Source organism: Butyricicoccus sp. AM78-15b2TA, assembly GCF_027665985.1.
Taxonomy (GTDB): Bacteria; Bacillota; Clostridia; order Oscillospirales; family Butyricicoccaceae; genus Agathobaculum; species Agathobaculum butyriciproducens.
Map to the genome: position 1 here is coordinate 333,072 of NZ_JAQEHY010000002.1, position 25,514 is coordinate 358,585.

The 25,514-nt window shown below is 55.0% G+C and carries 22 protein-coding genes and 4 tRNA genes; 17 read left to right on the forward strand and 9 right to left on the reverse strand.

The genetic code is table 11. The features are described from left to right. Window positions 1–680 precede the first annotated feature (680 nt). The 3 genes from PGS25_RS03610 (at window position 681) to PGS25_RS03620 (ending at window position 1,601) form a co-directional block, all read left to right on the forward strand. Window positions 681–1,340 (forward strand): helix-turn-helix domain-containing protein, encoded by a 660-nt coding sequence (locus PGS25_RS03610; protein ID WP_118285335.1) that lies wholly within the window; start codon window positions 681–683, stop codon window positions 1,338–1,340. Window positions 1,341–1,419: 79 nt separating this feature from the next. Continuing rightward, window positions 1,420–1,495 (forward strand) — tRNA-Thr (locus tag PGS25_RS03615). Between the two features lie 21 nt (window positions 1,496–1,516). Beyond that, a tRNA-Tyr gene (locus PGS25_RS03620) sits at window positions 1,517–1,601 on the forward strand. 1,063 nt (window positions 1,602–2,664) lie between these two features. Here the strand turns inward: PGS25_RS03620 and tsf are convergent. Further along, window positions 2,665–3,597: a translation elongation factor Ts gene (gene tsf, locus PGS25_RS03625; protein ID WP_118480462.1), complete on the reverse strand. Its 933-nt coding sequence runs from the start codon at window positions 3,595–3,597 to the stop codon at window positions 2,665–2,667. Window positions 3,598–3,716: 119 nt separating this feature from the next. Continuing rightward, entirely contained in the window at window positions 3,717–4,442 is a 726-nt protein-coding gene (gene rpsB / locus PGS25_RS03630; RefSeq protein ID WP_110436512.1) for a 30S ribosomal protein S2, read from the reverse strand. A gap of 296 nt (window positions 4,443–4,738) precedes the next feature. On the opposite strand from rpsB, the gene PGS25_RS03635 reads away from it, so the two are divergent. Continuing rightward, complete coding sequence (locus PGS25_RS03635) at window positions 4,739–5,599, forward strand: polysaccharide deacetylase family protein (RefSeq protein ID WP_270417739.1); 861 nt, start codon at window positions 4,739–4,741, stop codon at window positions 5,597–5,599. Further along, a complete protein-coding gene (locus PGS25_RS03640) occupies window positions 5,600–5,845 on the forward strand; it encodes a YlmC/YmxH family sporulation protein (RefSeq protein WP_117492272.1) in 246 nt (81 codons plus the stop codon). 154 nt (window positions 5,846–5,999) lie between these two features. On the opposite strand, the gene PGS25_RS03645 is transcribed toward PGS25_RS03640, so the two are convergent. Both PGS25_RS03645 and PGS25_RS03650 read right to left on the reverse strand, forming a co-directional pair. Beyond that, window positions 6,000–6,554 carry a FumA C-terminus/TtdB family hydratase beta subunit gene (locus PGS25_RS03645; protein WP_118480468.1) on the reverse strand — a complete coding sequence of 185 codons (555 nt, stop codon included), beginning with the start codon at window positions 6,552–6,554 and terminating at the stop codon, window positions 6,000–6,002. 2 nt (window positions 6,555–6,556) lie between these two features. Further along, window positions 6,557–7,303, reverse strand: coding sequence for a hypothetical protein (locus PGS25_RS03650; protein WP_117492274.1), 747 nt, complete (start codon window positions 7,301–7,303; stop codon window positions 6,557–6,559). A gap of 589 nt (window positions 7,304–7,892) precedes the next feature. Between PGS25_RS03650 and ilvA the strand changes: the two genes are divergently transcribed. The 7 genes from ilvA (at window position 7,893) to PGS25_RS03685 (ending at window position 17,166) form a co-directional block, all read left to right on the forward strand. Further along, window positions 7,893–9,104, forward strand: a complete 1,212-nt coding sequence (gene ilvA / locus PGS25_RS03655; RefSeq protein ID WP_270417740.1) for a threonine ammonia-lyase — start codon at window positions 7,893–7,895, stop codon at window positions 9,102–9,104. 324 nt (window positions 9,105–9,428) lie between these two features. Beyond that, window positions 9,429–11,780 (forward strand): phosphoketolase family protein, encoded by a 2,352-nt coding sequence (locus PGS25_RS03660; RefSeq protein ID WP_118480472.1) that lies wholly within the window; start codon window positions 9,429–9,431, stop codon window positions 11,778–11,780. A 313-nt stretch (window positions 11,781–12,093) separates the two neighbouring features. After that, the gene (locus PGS25_RS03665) at window positions 12,094–12,465 is read left to right on the forward strand and encodes a GntR family transcriptional regulator (protein WP_270417741.1); all 372 of its coding nucleotides are present in this window, start codon (window positions 12,094–12,096) and stop codon (window positions 12,463–12,465) included. Beyond that, window positions 12,462–13,292 carry an ABC transporter ATP-binding protein gene (locus PGS25_RS03670; RefSeq protein ID WP_442865227.1) on the forward strand — a complete coding sequence of 277 codons (831 nt, stop codon included), beginning with the start codon at window positions 12,462–12,464 and terminating at the stop codon, window positions 13,290–13,292. Before PGS25_RS03665 ends, PGS25_RS03670 begins: the two co-directional genes overlap by 4 nt. Before the next feature lie 42 nt (window positions 13,293–13,334). Beyond that, on the forward strand, window positions 13,335–15,500 hold the full coding sequence (locus tag PGS25_RS03675; RefSeq protein ID WP_270417742.1) for a DUF6449 domain-containing protein: 2,166 nt from the start codon (window positions 13,335–13,337) through the stop codon (window positions 15,498–15,500). Beyond that, window positions 15,497–16,030 (forward strand): VanZ family protein, encoded by a 534-nt coding sequence (locus PGS25_RS03680; protein WP_270417743.1) that lies wholly within the window; start codon window positions 15,497–15,499, stop codon window positions 16,028–16,030. Before PGS25_RS03675 ends, PGS25_RS03680 begins: the two co-directional genes overlap by 4 nt. Window positions 16,031–16,728: 698 nt before the next feature. Then, window positions 16,729–17,166, forward strand: coding sequence for a hypothetical protein (locus tag PGS25_RS03685; RefSeq protein WP_270417744.1), 438 nt, complete (start codon window positions 16,729–16,731; stop codon window positions 17,164–17,166). A 1,322-nt stretch (window positions 17,167–18,488) separates the two neighbouring features. Here PGS25_RS03685 and PGS25_RS03690 read toward each other — a convergent pair. From PGS25_RS03690 to rpmB, 5 genes are all read right to left on the reverse strand, one after another. Further along, window positions 18,489–18,573 (reverse strand) — tRNA-Tyr (locus PGS25_RS03690). Between the two features lie 21 nt (window positions 18,574–18,594). Further along, a tRNA-Thr gene (locus tag PGS25_RS03695) sits at window positions 18,595–18,670 on the reverse strand. A gap of 156 nt (window positions 18,671–18,826) precedes the next feature. Beyond that, window positions 18,827–19,156 carry a branched-chain amino acid transporter permease gene (locus tag PGS25_RS03700; RefSeq protein WP_270417745.1) on the reverse strand — a complete coding sequence of 110 codons (330 nt, stop codon included), beginning with the start codon at window positions 19,154–19,156 and terminating at the stop codon, window positions 18,827–18,829. A 1-nt stretch (window position 19,157) separates the two neighbouring features. Then, a complete protein-coding gene (locus PGS25_RS03705; protein ID WP_227600795.1) occupies window positions 19,158–19,844 on the reverse strand; it encodes an AzlC family ABC transporter permease in 687 nt (228 codons plus the stop codon). 91 nt (window positions 19,845–19,935) lie between these two features. Continuing rightward, window positions 19,936–20,124, reverse strand: coding sequence for a 50S ribosomal protein L28 (rpmB, locus tag PGS25_RS03710; protein WP_110436524.1), 189 nt, complete (start codon window positions 20,122–20,124; stop codon window positions 19,936–19,938). Window positions 20,125–20,388: 264 nt separating this feature from the next. Here rpmB and hprK point away from each other — a divergent pair, with 264 nt between their 5' ends. From hprK to PGS25_RS03735, 5 genes are all read left to right on the forward strand, one after another. Then, the gene (gene hprK / locus PGS25_RS03715) at window positions 20,389–21,321 is read left to right on the forward strand and encodes an HPr(Ser) kinase/phosphatase (RefSeq protein WP_117492289.1); all 933 of its coding nucleotides are present in this window, start codon (window positions 20,389–20,391) and stop codon (window positions 21,319–21,321) included. A 72-nt stretch (window positions 21,322–21,393) separates the two neighbouring features. Next, window positions 21,394–21,936: a hypothetical protein gene (locus tag PGS25_RS03720; protein WP_270417746.1), complete on the forward strand. Its 543-nt coding sequence runs from the start codon at window positions 21,394–21,396 to the stop codon at window positions 21,934–21,936. Between the two features lie 168 nt (window positions 21,937–22,104). Beyond that, a complete protein-coding gene (locus tag PGS25_RS03725; protein WP_270417747.1) occupies window positions 22,105–23,502 on the forward strand; it encodes a copper amine oxidase N-terminal domain-containing protein in 1,398 nt (465 codons plus the stop codon). 21 nt (window positions 23,503–23,523) lie between these two features. Next, a complete protein-coding gene (locus PGS25_RS03730; RefSeq protein ID WP_270417748.1) occupies window positions 23,524–24,372 on the forward strand; it encodes a hypothetical protein in 849 nt (282 codons plus the stop codon). Window positions 24,373–24,458: 86 nt separating this feature from the next. Further along, window positions 24,459–25,355, forward strand: a complete 897-nt coding sequence (locus PGS25_RS03735) for a hypothetical protein (protein ID WP_270417749.1) — start codon at window positions 24,459–24,461, stop codon at window positions 25,353–25,355. The last annotated feature ends 159 nt before the right edge of the window (window positions 25,356–25,514 follow it).

The following is a 25,514-nucleotide window of genomic DNA, read 5'->3' on the forward strand; positions in this document are numbered from 1 at the left end:
GACACTGCGAACAGGCTGTGAAAGATACGGAAGAAAAAATCCTCTGCCGTACCCCATTTTCGAAGCGGTCACATATAGGAAATCTGCGCCAGATTAGGAAGCAAGGGAAAGGTAGGAGTTCAAAGAGGAAGGGAAACCGTAGGTGTCCCTTCCTTTTTGCCCCCCCGCGGCGGGCGCCGCGCCGCTCCCGCCGTCCGCAGACGGCGAATCCCCTCGCTGAGGTTCAGCGAAAAACTTCCGCCCGTTAGGGGCGAACACGCTGACGCAGTTCGAGTACCCCGCTCAGCCGGTGCTGAAAAAACTCCCGCCCGTCAGGGGCGAACACGCTAACGCAGTTCGCGTGCCCCGGTCAATCGGTGCAGGATAACAGGTGAAATCTGCGATACTACTCTATTTTATTATAAAATGCACCCGCTCCTGCGTCAAGCGCAACCGCCCGGCGAAGCCTGACGAATTTTTCTAACAGCCGTCGGATTACACAATCCCCAATATGTAGTTACCGATCGGAAACAGGACAACAAAATGCAGGGAAAAGTGCCAAAAATACAAAGTGAGCCTGTCGAAATGCGTCGAATATGACTGTTTTCTGTACTTTACAAACGGTAATACAGCGAGTATAATATAAATATATATTTTATAGTTGTGCCTTCTGCGGCACAACGCAGACGGAGAATGTTGGAATGAGTGATTTTTCGCGCACGCTTGCGCTTCTGCGACGGGAAAAGAAAATAAGTCAAAGAGCGGCAGCGGGCGACCTCGGCGTTTCGCAGGCGCTTCTCAGCCACTACGAGAACGGACTGCGTGAACCCGGTCTGTCTTTTGTCGTGCGTGCGGCGGATTATTACGGTGTGTCCTGTGACTACCTGCTCGGCCGTTCGATGGCGCGTGACGGCTCTGCTGTGCCTGCCGAGCGCATGGAGGGCACGGACACCGAGACGGAGCATAGCCGGATCGTGCAGGCGGCAGCCCTGCTGCTGCAGGTTGCTGAATCACTCGAGAGCAAGCAGCTTTCGCACGAGATCGAGTCGTATTTCGCGGTTGCAATCTACAAGGTATACCGCTATCTCTACATGGCTGACCCGGCCGGGGTGGATGCGGTGTTCCGCGCGCCGCAGGATCGCTTCGAGTACCTGTGCGATGCCCGCATGAAGGAGCATGAGCTGAAAATCCGTCTGGCGGCCAACGGCGAGGAAGGCTGCGGTTTGACGCAGGAGAATATCCGACGGATGCCGCTCGCCCCGAGCGAGATTGCACGGCGTTATCCGGATTTGTCGAGCGCACTGCTGACTGTTCTGCAGCAGGTGTCGGATTCGATCGACCGGAAAAATAAAATGCAATAATTTCGGATAAACCTATTGACAAATACACCGGCGTGAGGTATACTAAACAAGTCGCTGAGACAAGACGACTTGATGAAATGCTGGTGTAGCTCAGTTGGTAGAGCAGCTGATTTGTAATCAGCAGGTCGGGGGTTCAAGTCCGTCCACCAGCTCCAATCAAGCTGGTAATTGAATATGGAAGGTTTCCCGAGTGGCCAAAGGGAACAGACTGTAAATCTGTCGTCTATGACTTCGGTGGTTCGAATCCACCACCTTCCACCAAAACAGAAGGACATTCCAAAAGGAATGTCCTTTTTCTGTTTTGGCGGAAGGTGGTTGTGGATTCGAAAGGTGGCTCTTAGAAACGTGCCTGTGGCACGTTTCAACCACCGTGGCTTTCACCGCAGTGAAAGCGAATCCACCACCGGACGGGTCGGCACGCGTGTAGCAGTGCGGTTAGGGGACTGCACCAGACGCTCAAGTTAGGCACGCGCCTTAAACGGAGCGCCGGCTCTTAGAAACGTGCCTGTGGCACGTTTCAACCACCGTGGCTTCCGTCGCAACGGAAGCGAATCCACCACCGGACGGGTCGGCACGCGTGTAGCAGTGCGGTTATGGGACTGCATCAGCCAATCACGGCAGGCACGCGCCCGATCAGAAGGGAAGAACAGGTTATCCGATAGCGAAATCAACCTGCACAGGCTATTTGGAACGATTTATTGTCGTTTGCGATGTTACCTCGTAGGGGCGCACAGTATGCGCCAAGGCAGCGCAAAATCATACGGGATGTGGGCGAACAATGTTCGCCCCTACGGTTCAGCCGGTGCAGATGAATTTACAAATGGTGTGCCGAGGTCGTACCTCAGGGCACCTTCTCTTGCGGATTTGCCGCAATTCACCGTGGCACACCCTACGGAAAAGATTGTGCACACCGAAAAATATTCCCGGAGTTGACCATTCGTGGTCAATTTTTATCACAATCCTCAGGATGGATGAGAACGCAAACCGAGCCACAGCCCTGTCATTCCGCATCAACAGGGCTTATTCCCATGCCCATCGTTTTTTCTCGCCCGGAAAACGCGATTTCTCGTCCGGAAAACGGTATTTCTCGTCCAGAAAGTACACAGAGCAGAGAAGAGCAGAGGACAGAACAGAAGAGCAGAGAAGAGCATAGCAGAGAACAGCAGAGCAGAAACAAAATTGAGAATGGAGAATGGAGAATGGAGAATGATTCTGACTGACCTGCCCCTGACTGACGAAAAGAGATTTTCTAAATTGCTTTCTGAAAATAAAAAGGACCTCCGGTAAAACCGGAAGTCCTTGATCTATCGTTTTGGTAACGAGATTACTTAGCCATGGAAGCAACTTCTGCTGCGAAGTCGTCAACCTTCTTCTCGATGCCCTCGCCCTTCTCGAAACGAACGCACTTTACGAGCTTGATCTCGCCGCCCAGCTCCTTGGCAACAGCCTTGATGTGAGCCTCAACGGAAACCTTGTTCTCCTTAACGAAAGCCTGCTGCAGGAGGCAGTTCTCCTCGTAGTACTTGCCGATACGGCCGTCTACCATCTTGTGGATGATCTGCTCCGGCTTCGGCTTAGCAGCGGTCTTGTTCTCCTCGAGAGCCTGGATCAGGAGGATCTCCTTCTCCTTTGCGAGGGTAGCCTCGTCAACGTCGGACTTGTCCAGGAAGGACGGGTTCATAGCAGCAGCCTGCATGCCGATGTCCTTGCCCAGCTCCTTAACAGCAGCGTTGTCCTTCAGACCCTCGGAAACTTCCAGACCAACCAGAACGCCGATTACGCCGCCCATGTGGTTGTAAGCAACGTTAACGGTGGAGTCGTCGAAACGCTCGAAACGACGGATCTGCAGGTTCTCGCCGATGGTCAGAACCTTCTCCTGCAGAGCGTCCTGAACGGTGCCTTCGCCCATCTTGCAAGCCTTGAGAGCCTCAACGTCAGCCGGAGCGTCCTTGATAACAACGTTAGCAACGTCGGAAACGAACTGCTGGAAGTCAGCGTTCTTAGCAACGAAGTCGGTCTCGGAGTTTACCTCGATGATTGCGCCTACGCCGCACTCATCACATACGGTAGCCTTGACCAGACCCTCAGCAGCGATGCGGTCTGCCTTCTTGGCAGCCTTAGCCAGGCCCTTCTCACGGAGCAGCTCGATAGCCTTGTCGAAGTCGCCGTCGGCCTCGGTTAGTGCCTTCTTGCAGTCCATCATGCCTACGCTGGTCATTTCGCGGAGCTTCTTTACGTCAGCAGCGGTAAAAGCCATTTTATTATTCCTCCAATTTATGATTTTACGATGAAAAAAACGTAGGGCACAACGAACACCGGCGCGCCGGGTCGTCGCGCCCTACGAACAACTCACTGAATGTTATATTGAGTTATGAATTACTCAGCCTTTGCGTCAGCCTTAGCCTCAACCTCGAGCTGCTCGCCCTGCTTGCCTTCCAGAACAGCGTTAGCCATGGTCTGGGAGATCAGCTTGATAGCGCGGATAGCGTCGTCGTTGCCCGGGATAACGTAGTCGATCTCGTCCGGATCGCAGTTGGTATCAACGATTGCAACGATCGGAATGCCCAGCTTGCGTGCTTCTGCGATCGCGTTCTTCTCCTTGCGGGAGTCAACTACGAACAGAGCGCCCGGAAGCTCCTTCATTTCCTTAACGCCGCCGAGGTACTTCTCGAGCTTAGCGATCTCGAGCTGGAGCTTGATAACTTCCTTCTTCGGGAGCAGATCGAAGGTGCCGTCAGCCTGCATCTTCTGCAGCTGGTTCAGACGAGCGATACGGGTACGCATGGTCTTGAAGTTGGTCAGCATGCCGCCCAGCCAACGTGCGTTAACGTAGAACTGACCGCAGCGCTCAGCCTCTTCCTTGATTGCGTCCTGTGCCTGCTTCTTGGTGCCGACAAACAGGATGGACTTGCCGGAAGCTGCCATATCGCGTACGAAGAAGTATGCTTCCTCGAGCTTCTTTACAGTCTTCTGGAGGTCAATGATGTAGATACCATTGCGCTCGGTGAAGATGTAGGTAGCCATTTTCGGGTTCCAACGACGGGTCTGATGGCCGAAGTGTACGCCGGCCTCCAGCAGCTGCTTCATAGAAATTACTGCCATTTTGTTTTTCCTCCTTGGTTTTTCCTCCATCCCTGATCATCTGACAGCGGCAACAGAACGAGCGTCCCGTCACCGACCGCTTTCATCACGGGATGTGTGAATTCATGCTATGATAGTTTACACCAAAGGAGGAGGGATGTCAAGAGGAAAGTTGAAAATTGAGGATGGAAAATGGAGAATGCAGAATGAACGATACGGTTTACGGCGTTTCTCCGGGGTTGGCAGTGCATGAAATGCATACCGCAGGGTGCTGAAATCTTTTTTCGCTGCATAAATTATGACAGGAGGGGATTTCTTTGCGATTGGGTTTTCGTCACACCGCGTTTCAGGCGGTATGCACGGTTTTGGTTTTATGCTTTGCGCTTGGACTGCTTCAGCGTGCCGACACGGTGCAGCCGGTATTCGGGGAGGACAGCGTGCGCGTACCGATTCTAATGTATCACAGCATTCTCAAGGACAGCGCACGGCAGGGCAAATATGTTATCTCGCCGGCGGTTTTGGCGGCCGATTTGGACACCTTGCAGGTGAAGGGGTATACCGCCATAACGGTAAGCGATCTGCTGGCGTATGTACAGGACGGCGCAGACCTGCCGGAGAAGCCGGTGATGATCACCTTCGATGACGGCTACTACAACAACTACATTTATGCCTATCCGCTGCTCAAACAGCGCGGAATGAAGGCGGTTGTGTCCATCATCGGCAGCCAGACCGCGCTTTTCACCGACAACGGAGAGGAAAACGCCTACTGGTCGCATTTGCGGCTTGACCGCCTGCGCGAAATGCAGGATGTGTTTGAGGTGCAGAATCATTCGTGGAACCTGCACGAGTACGGCGAACGCCGCGGCTGTCTGCGCCGGAGAGGCGAGGACGAAACGCGCTATGAGGCCCTGCTCCGCGAGGACACCGAGCAGACGCAGACGCTCATCACGGACGCCGGACTGCCCGCGCCGACCTGCTACACCTATCCGTTCGGTGCGTGCTCCAAAGAGAGCGAAACGCTGCTCAAAAGCATGGGCTTCCGGTGTACGCTCGGGTGTGAAGAGCGCGTTAATACCGTTACACGCAATCCGGACTGCCTGTTTGAACTGGGGCGGTTCAACCGTCCGGCAGGGCAGAGCACGGAAAGTTTCCTGCACCGCGCGTTAGGAGAGGATTAAATGCAGAATACCATGCGATTTTCCGAGCTGCACTGCCGTGAGGTGATCAATCTGTGCGACGGAGCACGGATGGGCGAGGTGAGCGATCTGCTGTTCGATCCGGTCTGTGGACAGATTACCGCACTCGTTGTGCCCGCGCAAAGCGGCATTGCCGGGCTGTTCTCCAAAAATGACTGCGTTATTCCGTGGGGGTGCATTGAAACCCTTGGGGAAGACTATATTCTGGTGAGATACAGACCCAAATAGTTAGGAGGTAGGAGTTAGGAGGTAGGAGTGGGTGACGATGAACGTTTTCCGTAGGGCACCCCGCCCTACGGTATAGGTAAATCACAAGAACAACTCCTAACTCCTATCTTGCAAACGGTAAAGAAAAAAGGCGGACAACCGTCCGCCTTTTGGCTCAATCCTTCTTATACTTCGCAACGCCCTCGGTGTAGAGGTTGCCGCCGACCGAATCCTGCGAGACGATGGCGGAGAAATTCTCCACGGTGAGACGCTTGACCGACTCACAGCCCAGCTCGTCATACGCGATGACCTCGACATTCTTAATGGATGCCGCCTTCGCCGCGCCTGCGCCGCCGATGGCTACCATATAAACCGCGCCGTTGCGCGCCATTGCGTCCTGCACGCCCTGATTGCGCACGCCCTTGCCGATCATGCAGGCAAGACCTGCATCGAGCAGACGCGGTGCGAACGGGTCCATACGGCCGGAGGTGGTCGGGCCGACCGAGCCGATGACCTGACCCGGCTTTGCGGGGGTCGGTCCGGCGTAGTAGATCGCTGCGCCGTCGAGGTCGAACGGCAGCTTGTCGCCTGCGTCCATCGCGGCAACGATCTTTTTGTGTGCGGCGTCGCGCGCGGTGTAGACCGTGCCGGTCAGCGTTACGGTGTCGCCCGCACGCAGCTTCGGCGCCATTTCCTTGAGCTGTTCGGTTTTCAAATCATAGTGTGCCATGCTTATTCCTCCGTTTTCGGGCGCAGATTGTTCAGAACCTCACGCAGTCCGTTTTTTGCCTTGTCCGGCTCGGGATGGGGCGCCTCGCCGTCCTTTTTGCCGAGCGATGCGCTGATCTTGTCGATTTCGCCGAGCACTTCACCGGCCTTGCGGGCCATCTCGGCGGATTCCTGCTGGTTGCGTGCCAGCACGGTGCGGTAGTTCTCCTTGGTGGCATCCAGCTGGCGGCGCACCTGCTCGATGGTCTCCATCGACTTGCGGCGCAGCTTCTGCAGCTCTACCTTGGCGTCCTCCTCGATCTGCTTGGCGCGCCGGTACGCGGAAAGCTCCATCTCGGCGATCTTCTCTCTGGTCGCATCGTATTCACCGCATTTGGCCGACAGCTTGGCGTTCTCCGAGGTCAGCCGGTCGTTTTCCGCCGCAAGCTGCGCCGCACGGGCGTTCTGCGCCTCGATCTCGGTCGCCTGCAGGGAAAAACCGCTTTCGATCTGGTCAAGCTGTGCGCGGATCTTATCGGTATCCAGCGTCATTTCGCCGAGCCGCTCGAGCAGCTCGGCGTTCTTCGCGGTAAGCGCCTCGTTCTGCGTGCGCAGTTCGTTCATCGCGGACTGAGCCTCGGTCAGCTGAGAGCGCAGCTCGGCGGTCTCGGTGTAGTATTTCGTGTCGGTTTCTTCTATGTAATGCAGTACGTCCTCGCGGTTAAAGCCGCCGAAGATGGCACTGCGGAATCCACGGGTTTGCTCGTCCATTGCAGTTCCTCCCACAATAATCTTATATTAGTATAGCAAATCCTGACGATAAAGGCAATAAAAAGAGTGAAGAGTGCGTGGAGGCAGGAGCGGATATTGGTTTACCTTGTTTCTCCGTTTCAATATTACGATGAAGGTGCCCTGGGGGGACGACTCGGCGCACCGTCCGTAAACCATCTGCAGATGCGTAACCGTAGGGGCGAACAGTGTTCGCCCGCAGCGCGACCGGAGTCTGCGCAAGGAACGGCTGGGAACCGTTCGATATGGCGTTGTGCGGGCGCACAGTGTGCGCCCCTACGGGGTAGATTGTACAGAACGGATAGAAACGGTGGCCGAGTCGTACCCCAGGGCACCTTCTCTTGCGGCTTTGCCGCAATTCACCTTGCCGCACCCTGCAGGATACCGGTGCGAAATGAGTACACGATGCGGCCGCTTTCTCACAATGCACACACACCGCGGGGAATGCGGATTCTTTGTACATATTGAACAGAATGCTATAATAATGTAAGGTAATGTGCCCGGATATCTTGCAATCAAAAACGGAAAGTGATATTATAAATCTATCTTGCAAAAACGAGGAAGATGCTCAATGTTAGAATTAAAAGATTTCGAGGCAGCTGCGGACCGACTGAAAAACGTCATCCACAACATTCCGCTGTCTACGTCCTGCACCTTCTCCGCCATGACCGGCGCAGAGGTTTATCTGAAGTACGAAAACCAGCAGAAGACCGGCTCGTTTAAGGTGCGCGGTGCTTACAATAAGATTATGAAGCGCTTCGCTGAGGGCGACCTGCACGCTGTTGTTGCGTCCTCTGCGGGCAACCATGCACAGGGCGTTGCCTTTGCGGCAACCGCTGCCGGTGTAAAATCCACCATCGTTATGCCGCGTTCCGCGCCGATCGCCAAGGTTTCCGCAACCCAGGGCTACGGTGCCGAGGTTGTTCTGGCGGGCAACATTTACGATGAAGCCTATGCCAAGGCGTGCGAGATCTGCGAGGAGACCGGCGCAGAGTTCATCCACCCGTTTGACGATGAGGATGTTATGGCGGGTCAGGGCACCATCGCGCTGGAAATCCTGCGCGACCTGCCGGGCGTTGACATGATCTTCGTTCCGGCCGGCGGCGGCGGACTGATCTCCGGCGTGGCTGCCTGCGCAAAGCAGATCAACCCGCGCATCCAGATCATCGGCGTACAGGCTGAGGGCGCACCGGCGATCGCAAATTCGTTCCGCACCGGCGAGCGCACTCCGTCCGATACCGTGCACACCATCGCTGACGGTATCGCCGTAAAGACCCCGGGCGAAAAGACCTTTGAGTATATCAAGAAGTATGTGGACCGCATTGTCACGGTTTCCGATGACGAGATTGCTTCCGCTGTTCTGCTGCTGCTCGAGCGCTGCAAGCAGGTCGTTGAGACCTCGGGTGCGGCTCCGCTCGCGGCTGTGCTCAACAACAAGGTGGATGTAAAGGGCAAAAAGGTCGTATGCGTGCTGTCCGGCGGCAATATCGACGTATCCTTTATTCACAAGATTGTGGAAAAGGGCCTGATCACCCGCTGCCGTCAGCTGAAGTTCTCTGTGCTCATGCCGGATGCTCCGGGCGCACTCGAGCATTTCTCGCACATCGTTGCACAGCAGAATGCCAATATCATCCTGTTCCAGCATGACCGCGTACAGACGGACCTCGAGATCGGCGAGGCGATTATCCATGTCGTCTGTGAGGTCGGCGGCGTTGACCACGCCAAGCGCCTCATCGACACCCTCACCGATGATGGCTATAAGGTGTTTACTTCTCAAATTTGATAAAAATGCAATGAAATTACAGCGTTCCGCTTGGATAGAGCGGGACGCTGTTCTTTTTTGCGGAATAATGGAGGATGGAGAATTGAAAGTGAACGTAAACCATCACATTCGTTTTCCGCTCTCCATTTTCAATTACGCCTGCCTCCTCACTCCTGCCTGAATCAATGACAAATGTAATATTGACAAATAAATAACGATGTGCTATTATCTCAGCGTGATAAGGAATGAAAAAACAGGTGGATGTTTTATCGCATTATTTGCCTTAAAACGGATAGAATAATAAAACCACGCATACAGTCAATCGCAGAAAGGAAGCATTACGCTATGGCAGCACACATCAACGACGAAATGCTGAACAAAATGGATGCATACTGGCGGGCGGCAAATTATCTTGCAGCCGGTCAGCTTTACCTGCTCGATAACCCGCTGCTCAAGGAGCCGCTGAAGCCTGAGCATATCAAGAAGAAGATCGTCGGCCACTGGGGCACGGTGCCCGGTCAGAATCTGATTTACGTTCACCTGAACCGTATCATCAAGCAGTATAATCTGGATATGATCCTGCTGTCCGGTCCGGGTCACGGCGGCAACTTCTTTGTGGCGAACACCTATCTCGAGGGCACCTACAGCGAGGTTTACCCGAACATCAGCGAGGACACCGAGGGCATGAAGCGCCTGTTCAAGCAGTTCTCGTTCCCGGGCGGCATTGCCAGCCATGTTGCACCGGAGACCCCCGGCTCCATCCACGAGGGCGGTGAACTGGGTTATTCTCTGGCGCACGGCTTTGGTGCGGTGCTGGATAACCCCGATCTGATCGCAACCGTAGTTGTCGGTGACGGCGAGGCGGAGACCGGCCCGCTGGCAACCTCGTGGCACGGCAACAAGTTCCTCAATCCGGTGACGGACGGCGTTGTTCTGCCGATCCTGCACTTGAACGGCTACAAAATCTCCAACCCGACCCTGCTTTCGCGCATTCCGGAGGAGGAACTGCGCAAAATGCTCGAGGGCTGCGGCTGGAAGCCGTATTTCGTCGAGGGCGATGAGCCGATGAAGGTACACCGCGCACTGGCGGACACGCTCGATACCGTAACCGAGGAAATCCTCGCCATCCGCAAGCATGCGCGCGAGACCGGCGACACGACCCGTCCGATCTACCCGATGATCGTGCTGCGCACCCCGAAGGGCTGGACCGGCCCGAAGAACGTGGACGGCAAGCAGATCGAGGGCAGCTTCCGCGCGCATCAGGTGCCGCTGATGATGGACAGCCCGGAGCACCTGCCCATGCTCGAGCAGTGGCTGCGCAGCTACCATCCGGAGGAGCTGTTCGACGAAAACGGCAAGCTGATTCCCGAACTCAAGGCGCTGGCGCCGACCGGCGAGCACCGCATCGGCGCAAACCCGCACGCCAACGGCGGTCTGCTCATGCACCAGCTGCGCCTGCCGGATTTCCGTGATTACGGACTGAATGTTCCGGCTCCGGGCAGTGTTGAGGGTCAGGATATGATCGAGCTTGGCGCTTATGTCCGCGATGTCATCAAGCTGAACATGGACAGCCGCAACTTCCGCGTATTCGGCCCGGACGAGACCATGTCCAACCGCCTGAGCCACATTTTCGAGGTCACCGACCGCGAGTGGAACGCCGAGCGTCTGGACACCGACGAATTCCTGTCCGCAAGCGGCCGCGTGATGGACGGCATGCTGTCCGAGCACATGTGCGAGGGTTGGCTTGAGGGCTATCTGCTGACCGGCCGTCACGGCTTTTTCGCAAGCTATGAGGCGTTCATCCGCATTATCGACTCGATGGCGGCACAGCACGCCAAGTGGCTCAAGGTCTGCAACGGCCTGCCGTGGCGTCAGCCGATCGCGTCGCTCAACCTGATTCTGGCTTCCAACGTATGGCAGCAGGACCACAACGGCTTTACCCATCAGGATCCGGGTTTCCTTGACCACATCGCCAACAAAAAGGCGGATGTTGTCCGTCTGTACCTGCCGCCCGATGCAAACTGCCTGCTCAGCTGCTTCGATCACTGCATCAAGAGCCGCAACTATGTCAACGTCATCGTGGCATCCAAGCATCCGCGTCCGCAGTGGCTGACCATGGAGCAGGCTGTGCAGCACTGCACCCAGGGCATCGGTATCTGGGAGTGGGCGTCCAACGATCAGGGCGCAGAGCCGGACGTTGTTATGGCGTGCTGCGGCGAGACGCCGACGCTCGAAACGCTGGCTGCCGTATCCATCCTGCGGGAAGAGCTGCCCGAACTCAAGGTTCGCGTTGTCAACGTGGTTGACCTGATGAAGCTGCAGCCCGAGCGGGAGCATCCGCACGGCCTGTCCGATGCCGAGTACGACATGCTGTTCACCAAGGATAAGCCGATTATCTTCGCCTTCCACGGCTACCCGACGCTCGTTCATGAGCTGACCTACCGCCGTCATAACCGCAACCTGCACGTTCGCGGCTACAGGGAGGAGGGCACCATCACCACGCCGTTCGATATGCGCGTGCAGAATGATATCGACCGCTTCCACCTCGTCAAGGACGTTCTGCTGCGCCTGCCGCAGCTTGGCAACCGCGGCGCGTACCTCTACCAGAAGATGAGCGATAAGCTGGTGCAGCATCAGCAGTATATCAACGAGTACGGTGAGGATATGCCGGAAGTCCGCGAGTGGAAATGGAAATAATGGAGAATTGAAAATGGAAAATGGAGAATGACCGTGAAGGGATGGTTCTCCGCAGGGCGCACATTGTGCGCCCTTTTTCTTTTGCACGAATGCAAAAAATGTTCGGAAAGTTTTCGGATGGCAGGAATATAATTGTAGGGTGCTATGGGGCACGACCTCGGCACACTCTACGGTAAGGCCATCTATCACGTTAACGCCTAACTACAAATTATGCTTGACATACCGTCTGGTTCGTGTTATTATCTAACTGTACTAAAACACACAGTACAGTTGATACACTCTCAAATCAACAAAAGGAAAGGAGGCGCGTCAGGTGATTAAAATCGACTATCGGGATGCCCGACCCATCTATGAACAGGTGGTGGACGGCATTGAGGGACTGGCTCTGCGTGGGGCACTGCCGGCGGACACCCAGCTGCCCAGTGTACGGCAGCTTGCGATGGAACTGTCGATCAACCCGAACACAATACAGCGCGCTTACGGAGAGCTGGAACGCCGCGGTGTGATCTACGCCGCAAAAGGACGGGGAAATTTTATATCGGACAATACAGCGGCGCTGCGTTCCCAGAGGCTTAACGAACTGGGTGAGCAGATTACCGCACTGGCCGGTCAGGCGCGTTCGCTCGGGGCGACCGAGGAACAGATGCGCGGCTGGGTAGAGAGGAAAGGAGAGAGCGGAACATGATTACGGCAACCAACGCGACCAAGCGGTTTGAGGACATCACGGCGGTCGATCACATCTGCGCGGAAGTGAAGGACGGTTCGGTCTACGGCCTGATCGGCTCGAACGGCGCAGGCAAGTCCACGTTCCTGCGCATGCTGGCAGGCATCCTGCAGCCGGACGAGGGCACGGTGCAGATCGACGGCAAGGATATTTTCGAGAACATTGCGATGAAGGAACGGTTTTTCTTTATCTCGGATGAGCAGTTCTTTTTCCCGAACAGCACGCCGAAGGAAATGAAAAACTACTACAAGCGCTTTTACAGCAAATTCGATGAAGCGCGCTACCGCAAGCTGATGAACGGCTTCGGTCTGGACGAAAACCGCAAGCTGCGGACGTTCTCCAAGGGCATGAAAAAGCAGGTTTCGGTCATCTGCGGCGTATGCAGCGGCACGGACTACTTATTCTGCGATGAGACGTTCGACGGTCTCGATCCGGTCGTTCGCCAGACGGTAAAGAGCCTGTTTGCCGAGGATGTAGCCGACAGAGGTCTGACGCCCATCATCGCCTCGCATAACCTGCGTGAGCTGGAGGACATCTGCGACCACGTCGGTCTGCTGCATCGCGGCGGCATCCTGTTCTCGCGCGATCTGGACGACATGAAGCTCGGTATGTACAAAATGCAGTGCATTTTCCCGAATCCGCTGCCGGATTCCGCGTGGGAAGGCTTTGACATTCTGCACAAGGAGCAGCGCGGCTCGCTGTACACTATTACGGCGCGCGGCAGCCGGGAAGAGCTGCTCGCCAGGGTGAACGCGCTGAACCGACCTTCTGCGAAATGCTCCCGCTGACGCTGGAGGAAATCTTTATCAATGAAACGGAGGTGGCAGGCTATGATGTCAAGAAACTCCTGTTCTAAGGGTCTCGTGCGGGATTGCATGAAACGCAACCTGTGGGCCATCGTGCTGTCCACGGTGGGATTCTTTATGGCACAGCTGCTGCCGGTGATTATGACGGCGCAGCACAGCCTGTCGGCACATAAGCAGGATCTGGTCAATCTGAGTGCGGCAGATGCCGCGGCAAGCTGGCAAGGCTATGTGGAGAGCGTCGGTGAGATGCTCGGCGGACAGAATATGTTTGTCAAGCTGGCCGTCATCATTCTGGCGGTCACCTGCGGTGTGAGCATGTTCGCGTACCTGCACAATCGCCGCAAGGTGGATTTCTATCACAGCCTGCCGATTTCGCGCAGCCGCCTGTTCGCGGTGGACTACGCGACCGGTGCGCTGTGCGCGCTGGTGCCGTACCTCGTGCTGCATGCGCTGAGCATCGTCTGCACGTGCGCGATGGGCTTCGGTGAGGTAGTCAACGCATCGCTCATCGGCGTGATCGCGTCCAACGTCATTTTCTTCTTCCTGCTGTACGCGATGGCGGCTGTTACGACCATTCTGTGCGGCAACACGGTCATCACGCTGCTGCTCGGTCTGTGGGTGTACTTCGGACCGACGCTCGTAACCGCACTGTGGCAGGGTCTCAAGAGCATGTTCTTCCAGACCTATGTGACGGATGCCTCCATGATTTCGCTGCTGTTTTGCAGCAAATTTGCACCGCTGATTCAGTATTTCGGCGTAAACGGCACGAAAATGCATAGCTGGGCAGTGGAGCCTGTCCATGCGATGGATTACGCCGCCGGGCTGCAGGAGTCGAGTGCTATCGGTCTGCTGATTGGCTATGCGGTTGCGGCGATCGTTATCACCGCACTGGCACTGTTCCTGTTCCGCATCCGCAAGAGCGAGCGGGCGGGCACGGCACTGGCATTCAACCCGATCAAGCTGCCCGTCAAGATTATTATCTGCGTGGTTATGGGTACGGCGTTCGCTGAGATTTTCAAAATGCTGGTCTACGAATCCGAGCTGTGGTTCTGGGTCGGTCTGGTGCTCGGCACGGTCATTTTCCACTGCGTGGTGGAGATTATTTATGCGTTCGACTTCCGCGCCATCTTCCGCAAGCCGCTGCAGCTGGTTATCATCCTTGCAGTGCTGTGTGCGGGTCTGCTGACCATGCAGTCCGACGTGTTCGGCTACGACAAGTGGCTGCCGGATGAGGGCAGCATTGCAGCGGCAGCGCCGATGGGTTACGTCGGTGAATCGGCACTGCTCAGTGAGCCGGAAAACATCGCGGCATCGCGGCAGCTGGCGGCGCTCGGCGTGGAAAGTCTGAATAACACGGATGAAAATGCACAGAAGGCGTGCATTACCGTCACCTTCAAGCTGGAGAACGGCAAGGTGAAGAGCCGTTCGTATGAGCTGCCGGCCACAGACGAAGTGTTCACGCTCAAAAAGCAGATTTACCAGTCCGCAGAGTACAAGCAGAAGGCGTGGTCGCTGTTTGCGCTCGGCGAGGTCAACGAGGGTTACCACCGCAACATTGTTTTCTACACCAACGGTGACGGCTACAACGGCGTCGGCACACTCAGCGACTCGCAGAAGGCGCAGGAGATCATTGACACGCTCAAGGCAGAGACGCTGACCCACACCGGTGATGCCATGCCGGTGCTGCGCATGGAATTCTCGCAGCAGAACAACGACGATTATTACAGCGAGGGTGCCGTATGCGTGACCGACAAGGACGTAAAGACGCTTGCACTCATCAAAAAGTACGCCAATATCGTTCCCAAGGCCATCAGCGCGAAAAACGTAAAGCTGATTACACTGAGCATCTATCTGCCGGATAAAGACATCTGGCAGGGCGTGCAGGTGACCGACAGAGCAGACATCGATGCGCTGCTCAAGAATGCGGTCAACATTGACGCAATGAATCTGTACGGCAGCGATGCGATGGCGTATGGCATTATGCAGCAGTTTGCCCGCAGCAACGTATCCGTGACCTACACGGACGAAAAGGGCGATGAGTGGAGCGCAAGCGCAGGCTACACCGAAGAGGATTATCCGAAGGATATCATCGAGAAATACCGTGCACAGGCGGAGAAGGACGCGGAAAACGGCGTCGAGTCTGTACAGGACGGTGATGTTGCCTATACAACGGAAGTGCCCCTCGGATGAGAAAGCGCGGTATCATCGGCACGCTGCTTCTGCTGGTGTACCTTGCAGGCGTGGGACTGTTTACCGGTCCCTCGCTGGCGCAGCTGCTCATCGGCAGGCTGCCGCAGCCAAGGCTGGAGCTGATTCCGTTCGCGGATATGATTTCCGTGGTAAAATCTCCGGAGGCGCCCGGTCTGGGCGCGTTCGTGAACATTGCCGGAAATATCGCGCTGCTGTTTCCGCTCGGGCTGTTCCTGCCGCTGTTCTGGCGGTGGTTCGAGCGGGCGGGACGCACCATCGGCTGGTGCTTCGGCACCTCGCTCAGCATTGAGCTGATACAGCTGGCCGCGGGCGGCGTCACCTCGGCAGATGATCTGCTGCTGAATACGCTCGGCGGCGCGCTCGGCTTCGCGGCAGCAAGGCTTCTGATGAGAGCGTGCCCCAAGCTCGCGCCGACAGGCGAGGGAAGGGCAGAGTGGGTAGCACCGCTTGTCTGCTGGATCGTCATCATCGCGGCAAGTACAATATCCGACCTGCTGATTCTGTGGTAGGAGACAGCGGGTCGCAGGATAGAGAGTAATATACGGAAAACAGGCACACCGTGAGGTGTGCCTGTTTTGGGGTTTATGTGATTGAAATACGGGGTAAATACACAAAAGCCGCCCCGAAGAGCGGTTTATTGACAGTATGAAACCATGTATGCTATAATGAAGTTGCTGATATGGAACGGCGAGGTTATTCCCCCGGAATAAGGGGGTGACGCGCATGACAACAATGGAGGTACTTACGCTTCTGATGCTGCTTGCGACGGTTGTCTTCGGTATCTTGAACCTCAAGAAATAACCGCCACCTAAAAAGGCAGCGGCGTTTTCCTCAAGCTCTAAACTTGTTCGGGGAACGACCGCACCTGACACGTGAGAGCCGTTCTTATATCAGTATTATAAACGGACGCTCCGGTTTTGTCAAGTGATGAAACCGGAGCGCTTTTTACCCTAAGTGTTGATGAAATAAACTTCGTCGATTTCACCAAAGGCTGATGGAAAGCTCACTAATGATACAGACATTTCCAGATGAACAGAAACTGGGTACCGAAAAGAGCCGAAGGCAACTTCGGCATCTTTTTGTACCTTGAAAGAAGCACAAAAATATTGTATGATATAAGAAAGTTGGAACAATTTGCTGCTTTTTGCATCTATATAGATAAGGAACAGTTAGACAAATATGAATTTGATAAGGATCGAAAAGAAGAATGTGTGAAGAATGTTACTCTGATGAAAATAGAATAACACCATTACTAAATCCCTTGGACTGCTTAGAAAACCACACTCAATATATTTGTGGAACTTGTGGACGTTGCATTTGTATTGAACATGACCCAAACAGAGGATTACAAAGATGGAATTTTCCTTTTAAGTCATTGGAAATTGCAAAACTTTATTTACGAACAGCCGATTATACAACGAAAGGTTCGTGTGGTATTTATGAGATAGAGAACAGTAAAGGCAGAGTATCTTATAAAATATTCGCCGGGAATGAGGATTTACATCTATTCTTGAAAAAGAATAAAGACAAGAAATGCAAACAAATGACACCTGTGTTTAATGTTGGAGAGTATAAAGAATATCCACATACAGAAATACGAAAATTGACTTCTGATGAAATAAAACAATATATGAGTGAACGTTAAATTCCAGTTTGTTGAACTGAATAGCATATTCTGACCGATAGGAGCAAGGTTGAAACTCACCTTGCTCCTTTTCCTATGCTTGGAGTTCCGTCAAATCGACGGAGGGATAGGCTTATATCAACACAAAAGGTAAAAGGGAGAACCGGAGCGCTTGTTTGTTGAGAGACATGGTTTTGCACCATATATCCCGTAGAGCGAACCGTGTTCGCCTAAATTGCACGTTGTCGTTGATTGATATGCGGGCGCACACTGTGCGCACGTCGCAAATGACAATATATCGTTCCCAATAGCCTGTGCAGGTTGATTTCGCTATCGAACAACCTGTTCTTCCCTTCGGATTGGGCGCGTGCCTGTCGTGATTGGCTATTGCCGCCCATGGTCGCACTGCTACACGCGTGCCGACCCGTCCAGTGGTGGATTCGCTTTCACTGCGGTGAAAGCCACGGTGGTTGAAACAGCCCACCGGGCTGTTTCTAAGAGCCGGCGCTCCGTTTAGGGCGCGTGCCTAACTTGAGCGTCTGGTGCAGTCCCCTAACCGCACTGCCACACGCGTGCCGACCCGTCCGGTGGTGGATTCGCTTTGCTGCGGCAAAGCCACGGTGGTTGAAACAGCCCACCGGGCTGTTTCTAAGAGCCGGCGCTCCGTTTAGGGCGCGTGCCTAACTTGAGCGTCTGGTGCAGTCCCCTAACCGCACTGCCACACGCGTGCCGACCCGTCCGGTGGTGGATTCGCTTTGCTGCGGCAAAGCCACGGTGGTTGAAACAGCCCACCGGGCTGTTTCTAAGAGCCGGCGCTCCGTTTAGGGCGCGTGCCTAACTTGAGCGTCTGGTGCAGTCCCCTAACCGCACTGCCACACGCGTGCCGACCCGTCCGGTGGTGGATTCGCTTTGCTGCGGCAAAGCCACGGTGGTTGAAACAGCCCACCGGGCTGTTTCTAAGAGCCGGCGCTCCGTTTAGGGCGCGTGCCTAACTTGAGCGTCTGGTGCAGTCCCCTAACCGCACTGCCACACGCGTGCCGACCCGTCCGGTGGTGGATTCGCTTTGCTGCGGCAAAGCCACGGTGGTTGAAACAGCCCACCGGGCTGTTTCTAAGAGCCGGCGCTCCGTTTAGGGCGCGTGCCTAACTTGAGCGTCTGGTGCAGTCCCCTAACCGCATTGCCACACGCGTGCCTGCCCGTCCGGTGGTGGATTCGCTTTGCTGCGGCAAAGCCACGCCGGTTGAAACGTGCCACCGGCACGTTTCTAAGAGCCGGCTTTCGAATCCGCCACCTGCCTTCCGTCAAAGCAAAAAAGACATTCCTTTCGGAATGTCTTTTCGCTTTGGTGGAAGGTGGTGGATTCGAACCACCGAAGTCATAGACGACAGATTTACAGTCTGTTCCCTTTGGCCACTCGGGAAACCTTCCATATTCAATTACCAGCTTGATTGGAGCTGGTGGACGGACTTGAACCCCCGACCTGCTGATTACAAATCAGCTGCTCTACCAACTGAGCTACACCAGCGTTTTTGTCAAGCCGTCTGTCTCAGCGACTTATATATAATAGCATGCAGAGAGCAAATTGTCAACAGCTTTTTGCAAAGTTATCGAAAATAATTGTAAAGCCCTGTAAACCGCTATCAGAAAAGGGCGGACACACCGATCCGCCCCTGCGTATGGATTAAACGAACACATTTTGCACCAGCACCATGTAAAGCACCGTGCCGACGCCGATGGACAGCAGGTTATTATGCTTCCAGATGTGCAGCAGCGCCGTGATGGCAATGCACAGCAGCTCGGGAATACCGTGGGTGCCCATCACCCAGCCGACGTTCTTGAGGCAGTACACGACCAACAGCGCAATGACTGCGGGCGGCAGGGTAGAGCCGAGGTATCGGATGATCGGCGGGATGGGCTTGGAGCCGTTGAACAGCAGGAACGGCGCGACGCGCGTTGCAAATGTGCAGACGGCTGCCACGGCAATCATGGCGATAGCGTATGTCGTTGTCATATCAGGCGACCTCCTTTGCCAGACGGCCGCGCATAGCGACCAGCATGACGCAGATTGCGAGCATGGCGGGCAGGATGAAATTGTCCGGCCCGAGGATGGCGAGCGACACAGCTGCCGCAGCCAACCCCATCAGTGCGGGGATGTGGCACTTCGTGCTCTGCCACTGCTCCACGAAGATAACCGTGAACAGCGAGGTCATGGCAAAATCAATGCCGGTGGTGTCAAACGGCAGTATGCCGCCGATGATCGTGCCGAGCACCGAGCCGAGGATCCAGTAGCTGTGATCCAGCATGGCGATCCAGAAGCGCATATCGCCTGCATCAATGCCCTCGGGCGTCTTGACCGAGCACAGCAGGGAATAGGTCTCATCGGTCAGCGAGAAGATCATGTACCACTTGCGGCGGCCCATCTCATGAAAAGTCTCCAGAAAGGACAGACCGTAGAAGATATGCCGGCAGTTGAGCAGCAGCGTCATCACCGCAACGGTAACAAGGGACGCCCTGGCCGCTAGGAGCGACACAAGCAGATACTGTCCCGAGCCAGCGTAGATGCTCAGGCTGCAGAAGAAGGACCAGATCGATCCGAAGCCGATATCGCGCAGCATAACACCGAATGCAAAACCGATGAACAGATAGCCGCACAGTACGGGTATCGTGGCGGTAAAGGCAGGACGAAACGCCTTTTTCATGGAAATCACCTACATACTATAAGGGTAAAAGAAAAGCGCTCTGCGAACAGAGCGCTTTGGCATTTCAACGTAAACGCACAGATCGTTAAAATCAGATAGCGCGGGTAACCTTGCCGGAACGGAGGCACCGAGTACATACGTTGATATGGCGGGGAGTACCATCGACCATAGCCTTTACGCGACGAACGTTCGGCTTCCAGGTTCGATTGGAACGACGGTGAGAGTGGGAAACCTGAATACCAAAGGTCACACCCTTATTGCAAATATCGCACTTTGCCATTTTCCTGCACCTCCTTCTTTCGGGCATTGCATAGCAGATATTATATTACCACATGTATAGAATGAATGCAAGCATTTTTTTCAGAAAAAGAGAAAATTTCAAGTTTTCCTGCGGTCCGTGCGGAAATCGTTGAAAATAACAGGAAAATAGGGTATAATACATCTATATCTACTTTATGTATTATACTATGTATTATACAGTAATAAAACAGCAGAGTAAAGAGGATATAGAATACCTGCCACAGCGGAAGGGAGCATTATACTTATGCAGTTAAAAGAATTCGGTGTCAGCTTGGGCGATCTGATCCATGAATTTAATTTTGAGGTCGTTTACGGTCCGGAAGGCTTTGAAAAGACCGAGATCACCAAGGACGACGTAAACCGTCCCGGTTTGCAGCTGGCAGGATTTTTTGATTATTTCGATCCGAACCGTATCCAGATCATGGGCAAGGTTGAGTCCAGTTATGTAGAGGGTCTGTCGAGCGAGGAGCGCCGCAGCCGTTTCGACCGTCTGTTCGAGACCGGCATCCCTGTGCTGCTGCTCTCGCGCAACATTGACGTATTTCCGGAGTGCCTTGCGGCTGCACAGGAGCACGGTGTGCCGATCCTCCGTACCAACGAGTTTACCTCTACCATCATGAGTGCGATCATCGCCTCCCTCAAGGTCAATCTTGCACCGCGTGTTACACTGCACGGCGTACTCATCGAAATCTACGGCGAAGGTGTGCTTCTGCTCGGTGACTCCGGTGTCGGCAAGTCCGAGACTGCGATCGAGCTGGTAAAGCGCGGCCACCGTCTGATCGCGGACGACGCGGTTGAGATCAAGCGCGTATCCGACAAGACGCTCGTCGGTACGGCGCCGGAGGTTATCCGCCACTTTATCGAGCTGCGCGGCATTGGCATTGTTGATGTTCGCCGTATCTTCGGTGTCGGCGCGATTAAAATGACCGAAAAGGTTGAGCTTGTCATCAACCTTGAGCCGTGGGAAGACGGCAAGCAGTACGACCGTCTCGGCATGGACAGCCAGACGACCTCCATCCTCGATATCGCGGTTCCGAGCCTGACCATTCCGGTAAAGCCCGGCCGTAACCTTGCCGTTATCATCGAGGTTGCAGCGATGAATGACCGTCAGAAGAAGATGGGCTTCAACGCCGCAAAGGAACTGCAGGAGCGTATGCTCAAGCAGTACGGCAACTGATAAAAGGTAAGGCAATACCGCACCATGCAAGCGGTGCTGCCTTCAACAATTTAATAAAAGGTGGGGATCTTTATGAAAAAAGCAGCGGTATTGGTATGTATGGCGTCTGTTCTTCTTTCAGGATGCAGCGGTGCCGGTGGGGAAAAGGTGTCGCAGACGGCGGATTCGTCCGCGCAGGCGGTCGCGTCCGAGCTGGCGAAGACCGACTGGACGGCAGTCAGCACCGATACAAACAGTGATGACGATGCGTATGTGATGGCGCATAGGGACACGGTTGCGCTCGACAGGCTGATCGCGTTTACGCTTGCGTCCGATGGCGGGCCGAGTGAGGGCGCGTGCGAGGAGCTGCGGAGCCGTTTTCTGGAATCGCCGCATACTGTTCTGGCGTATCTGGTGCTGATGGGGGATCAGACGGTATCGTCGGACGACAGCACACCGGTGGCAGAGTTCATTTGCGGGCAGATTGCCTCGGCGGATGCCGCATGGCATGACGGCTCGGAGGAGTTTGCACAGGTAATGGAATCCTGCAGGAACGACTATCCGGAAGGACCGGCGGCGGAGCTGCTGAGCAAAATGGAGACGGAACACGAAGCCTCTCTGGAACGAAATAAATAAGGGATGCAGGCAAAAGCGTGACTTTGACGGTCATGTCTTTTGCCTGCGTTTTCTTTTAGGGAAAACGACTAAACAGAGCGGATGTTTTTTGTTGCACTCACCGAAAGAAAACCGGGAACAAAACCACTTCCGGACCGTCTAACTGGGTATAAAAAGGAGGTAGTTATTATGATGGAGAAAAAGCGAATGGCGGCATTGTTTGCAGCGGTGCTGTTCGGCATGAGCGCGATTCCCGCCGGAGCGGTGAACCTGATCGACACGGACGCGGCAGCGACCGACTCCGCCGAGCACGCGGAGCTTGACCTGTACGGCGTGCGCGCCACAGTAACCGACAGGCAGGACGGCGAGCTGACCGTCAGCACCGAAACCGCAGGCACGGTTGTGGTGCACATTGCGGAGCAGACGATCATCATGGACACGCAGACTGGTTTGCCGGCAGGCGCACAGGATATCAAAAAGGGTGACGAGGTGTACCTCTACTGCGGGGAAATGATGGCGCTGTCCGAGCCGCCGCAGGTGTATGCCAAGGCGATTCTGGTCAATCTGACCGACGAACACGAGCCTGCAAGCCTGCTGTCTGCCGAGCAGGTGAAGAGAAATGCGGACGGCAGTCTGACCGTGCAGGCAAGCGACGGCAGCCTGATGCTGAACATTGCGCGGAATGCGTCTGTTACGCCGTTCGGCACGAAAAACAAGGCGAAACTCGATGATATTCGCATGGGAACCCGGTTTTTCGCATGGTATGACACGATTCTGGAGAGCTATCCGGCGCAGGCGGGTACGGACAAGGTCGTGCTGCTGCCGCAGGAGGATGACACGTTCGCCATCGTCATTGAGGGCGACATAGTCGCAGGCGAAGGCCGCATGACGAACGGCGTGGCCATGGTTCCGCTGCGCCTGACCGCCGAGCTGTGCGGCTTTACGGTCAAGTGGAATGCGAAGGACCGCACGGTGCACCTCACCAACGGCACGGTGCAGACGACTGTGACCATCGGTCAGGACGAGTATTTCCGCGCAACCGCTCTGCCGGACGCGGACGGCATGAGCCGCCCGGGAGCACTCGGCGCCGCGCCCTATATCGCACAGAGCAGAACGTGGGTTCCGGCGGAGCTGTTCGGCCTGCTCGGCGAGCAGATTGAGATGCGCGGGGACGCGCTGTATCTCGGCGGGGTGCCGAATGCTTTCACCGGAGAAGCCGATGAGACGAATGCGTTTAACATCGTGTGCAAGGACAAGACGCTCGACAAAGGGCGCATGGAAAACGGCGTGGCTATGGTGCCGCTCCGTGAGGTCGGCGAAGCCCTCGGCTACACCGTGACGTGGGACATAGAGAACCGTCAGGCGAAGATGAACAACGGCAAGGTTATGACGCATATAAACATCGGTGAGGATTCCTATATCCGTTCGGTGATGAACGGCGACGGCACGGAAGCACCGGTTTCGTTCGGCGCGGCGCCGTATTTCGCTGATGGCAAGACGTGGGTTCCGGCAAAGCTGTTTGAACTGCTCGGGGAACAGGTTGAAATGAAAGGGAATACGCTGTATCTCGGTGGAACGGAGAACTAAATACGAGAAAGGATGACCGCCATGAAACAAAAGTGGAAAGCCTGCCTGTGCATAGCCGCGTTCCTGCTGGCCGTGCTGCCGGTCTCCGCAAGTGCGGATTCGGGCCCGAAACCGCAGATCACCATTCAGGTGCAGAATGCGCCGGACGGCGATTACTACGTTGACCTGCTCATTCCGGGCGAGATACCCGAGCAATGCATCGACAATATAGAGTGGAACCACATCGACCGTGCATCGCTGCCGCTGGATGCGTTGGAGTGTGACCGCATGGACGGCTGGCACTATGCCATGCTGGACGGCACGCCTGCACCGCTGTTTTACAAGCATCCGGACAAGGACATGTTTGTGTTCAGCTATTTCGGCACGCCGGACACGTTTCGGATTGCGATTTATGATGATTCTCAGCAGAAAGTAAACTTTTCTGAGGTGATGAAGCGCACACAGCTGCAGCAGATATTCACCTGTGACTTTGCGGATAATACGGTAAAAACCGGAAATCCGCTGCTGACATATCTCAAACAGTTCGCGTCCTCGCTGCTGCCGACGCTGCTAATAGAGGGAATCCTGCTGCTGCCGTTCGGCTTCTGGGACAGGCGCAACGCAAAGCTGTTCCTTGGCGTCAACATCGGCACGCAGCTGCTGCTCACAGTCGTAACGGCGGCCTGCATGTGGATTGGCATGCCATTCTACCGGTATCTGGTATTTGCGCCGCTTGAGCTTGTGATTTGGATCGTCGAGGCCGTTATTTACCGCAAACGGCTGCAGACCCGGCGGGAAACGGCTCATCCGGTCGCTTACGCGCTGTGCGCCAACGCACTGAGCGCAGCCGCAACTTTGTTCAGCGTGCGCATGGTATTTCCGTGGGTTTGAGTGAAAAGAACCTGTCAATCGACAGGTTCTTTTGCGTATTCCGGCATTTTGTGGTATGCTATACGGAGCAAAGGAGGCGAGCGGCCGTGTCAGCCAAAGCATACTATCATCTGCCTGGATTGTTTGAATTTTACGAGTTTTACCGCGTATTTCTGCCACTATACCGCGCAAATCGTGACTGGTTTTACGACTGGTGTGAGATTGGGTCCATTTACGGCGCACCGGCGGACTGCCTCTGGGGAGGCGGACGAGCGGGTTTCGGTGAGTGCGGCGCACGCGAAGCGCTGGCTTTGGCACAGGAATACGGCATTTCCGCGCGGCTGACATTCAGCAATTCGCTTCTGCGCGAGGAACACCTGTCCGACCGCAAATGCAATGCACTATGCGAGCTGTTTTCGCAGGCAAACGGCGTGCAGAACGGCGTAATCGTGCATTCCGAGCTGCTGACCGGCTACCTGCGGACGCGGTATCCGGCGCTGTACCTCGTGTCGTCTACGACTAAGGTGCTGACCGATTTTGAAGATTTCCGGCACGAGCTGGACAGGGAAGAATTTCGGTATGTCGTGCCGGATTTTCGATTGAATAAACGGTTTGAGGAATTAAACGCCTTGTCGCAGGTGCACAAAGATAAGGTGGAATTTTTGTGCAATGAGTGCTGCTGGTTCGGGTGCAGTGACCGTAAGCAATGCTACGAGGTTGTCAGCCGCAAAAATCTCGGCGAGGACTGCGAGCACCGGTGCAAAGCACCGAATGCACAGGGCGGCTATCGGTTCTCCAAGGCGATGGAAAATCCGGGGTTCATCGGCGTTGATGCTATTCTGCGGACGTATCTGCCAATGGGATTTTCACAGTTTAAGATCGAGGGCAGGGGACTGGGAAGCGCGCTGATCCTCGAGTTTTTGCTGTATTATATGACAAAACCGGCATATCAGCTGCGCGTGAGAGAAGAAATCTATCTGGATAATATGCTCGATTTATTTTAGAGTATAAGAAAAGAACCTGTCGTAAGACAGGTTCTTTCAGTCTGTCAAAAAAGTATTATTTTAATTTTTACGCTTCGTGCGGCAGCACGCATAAAATAGAATTTGCGGAGCAAATTCATAAAAAGTCGGGGCGTGTACCTGACTTTTTATACAAGGGAA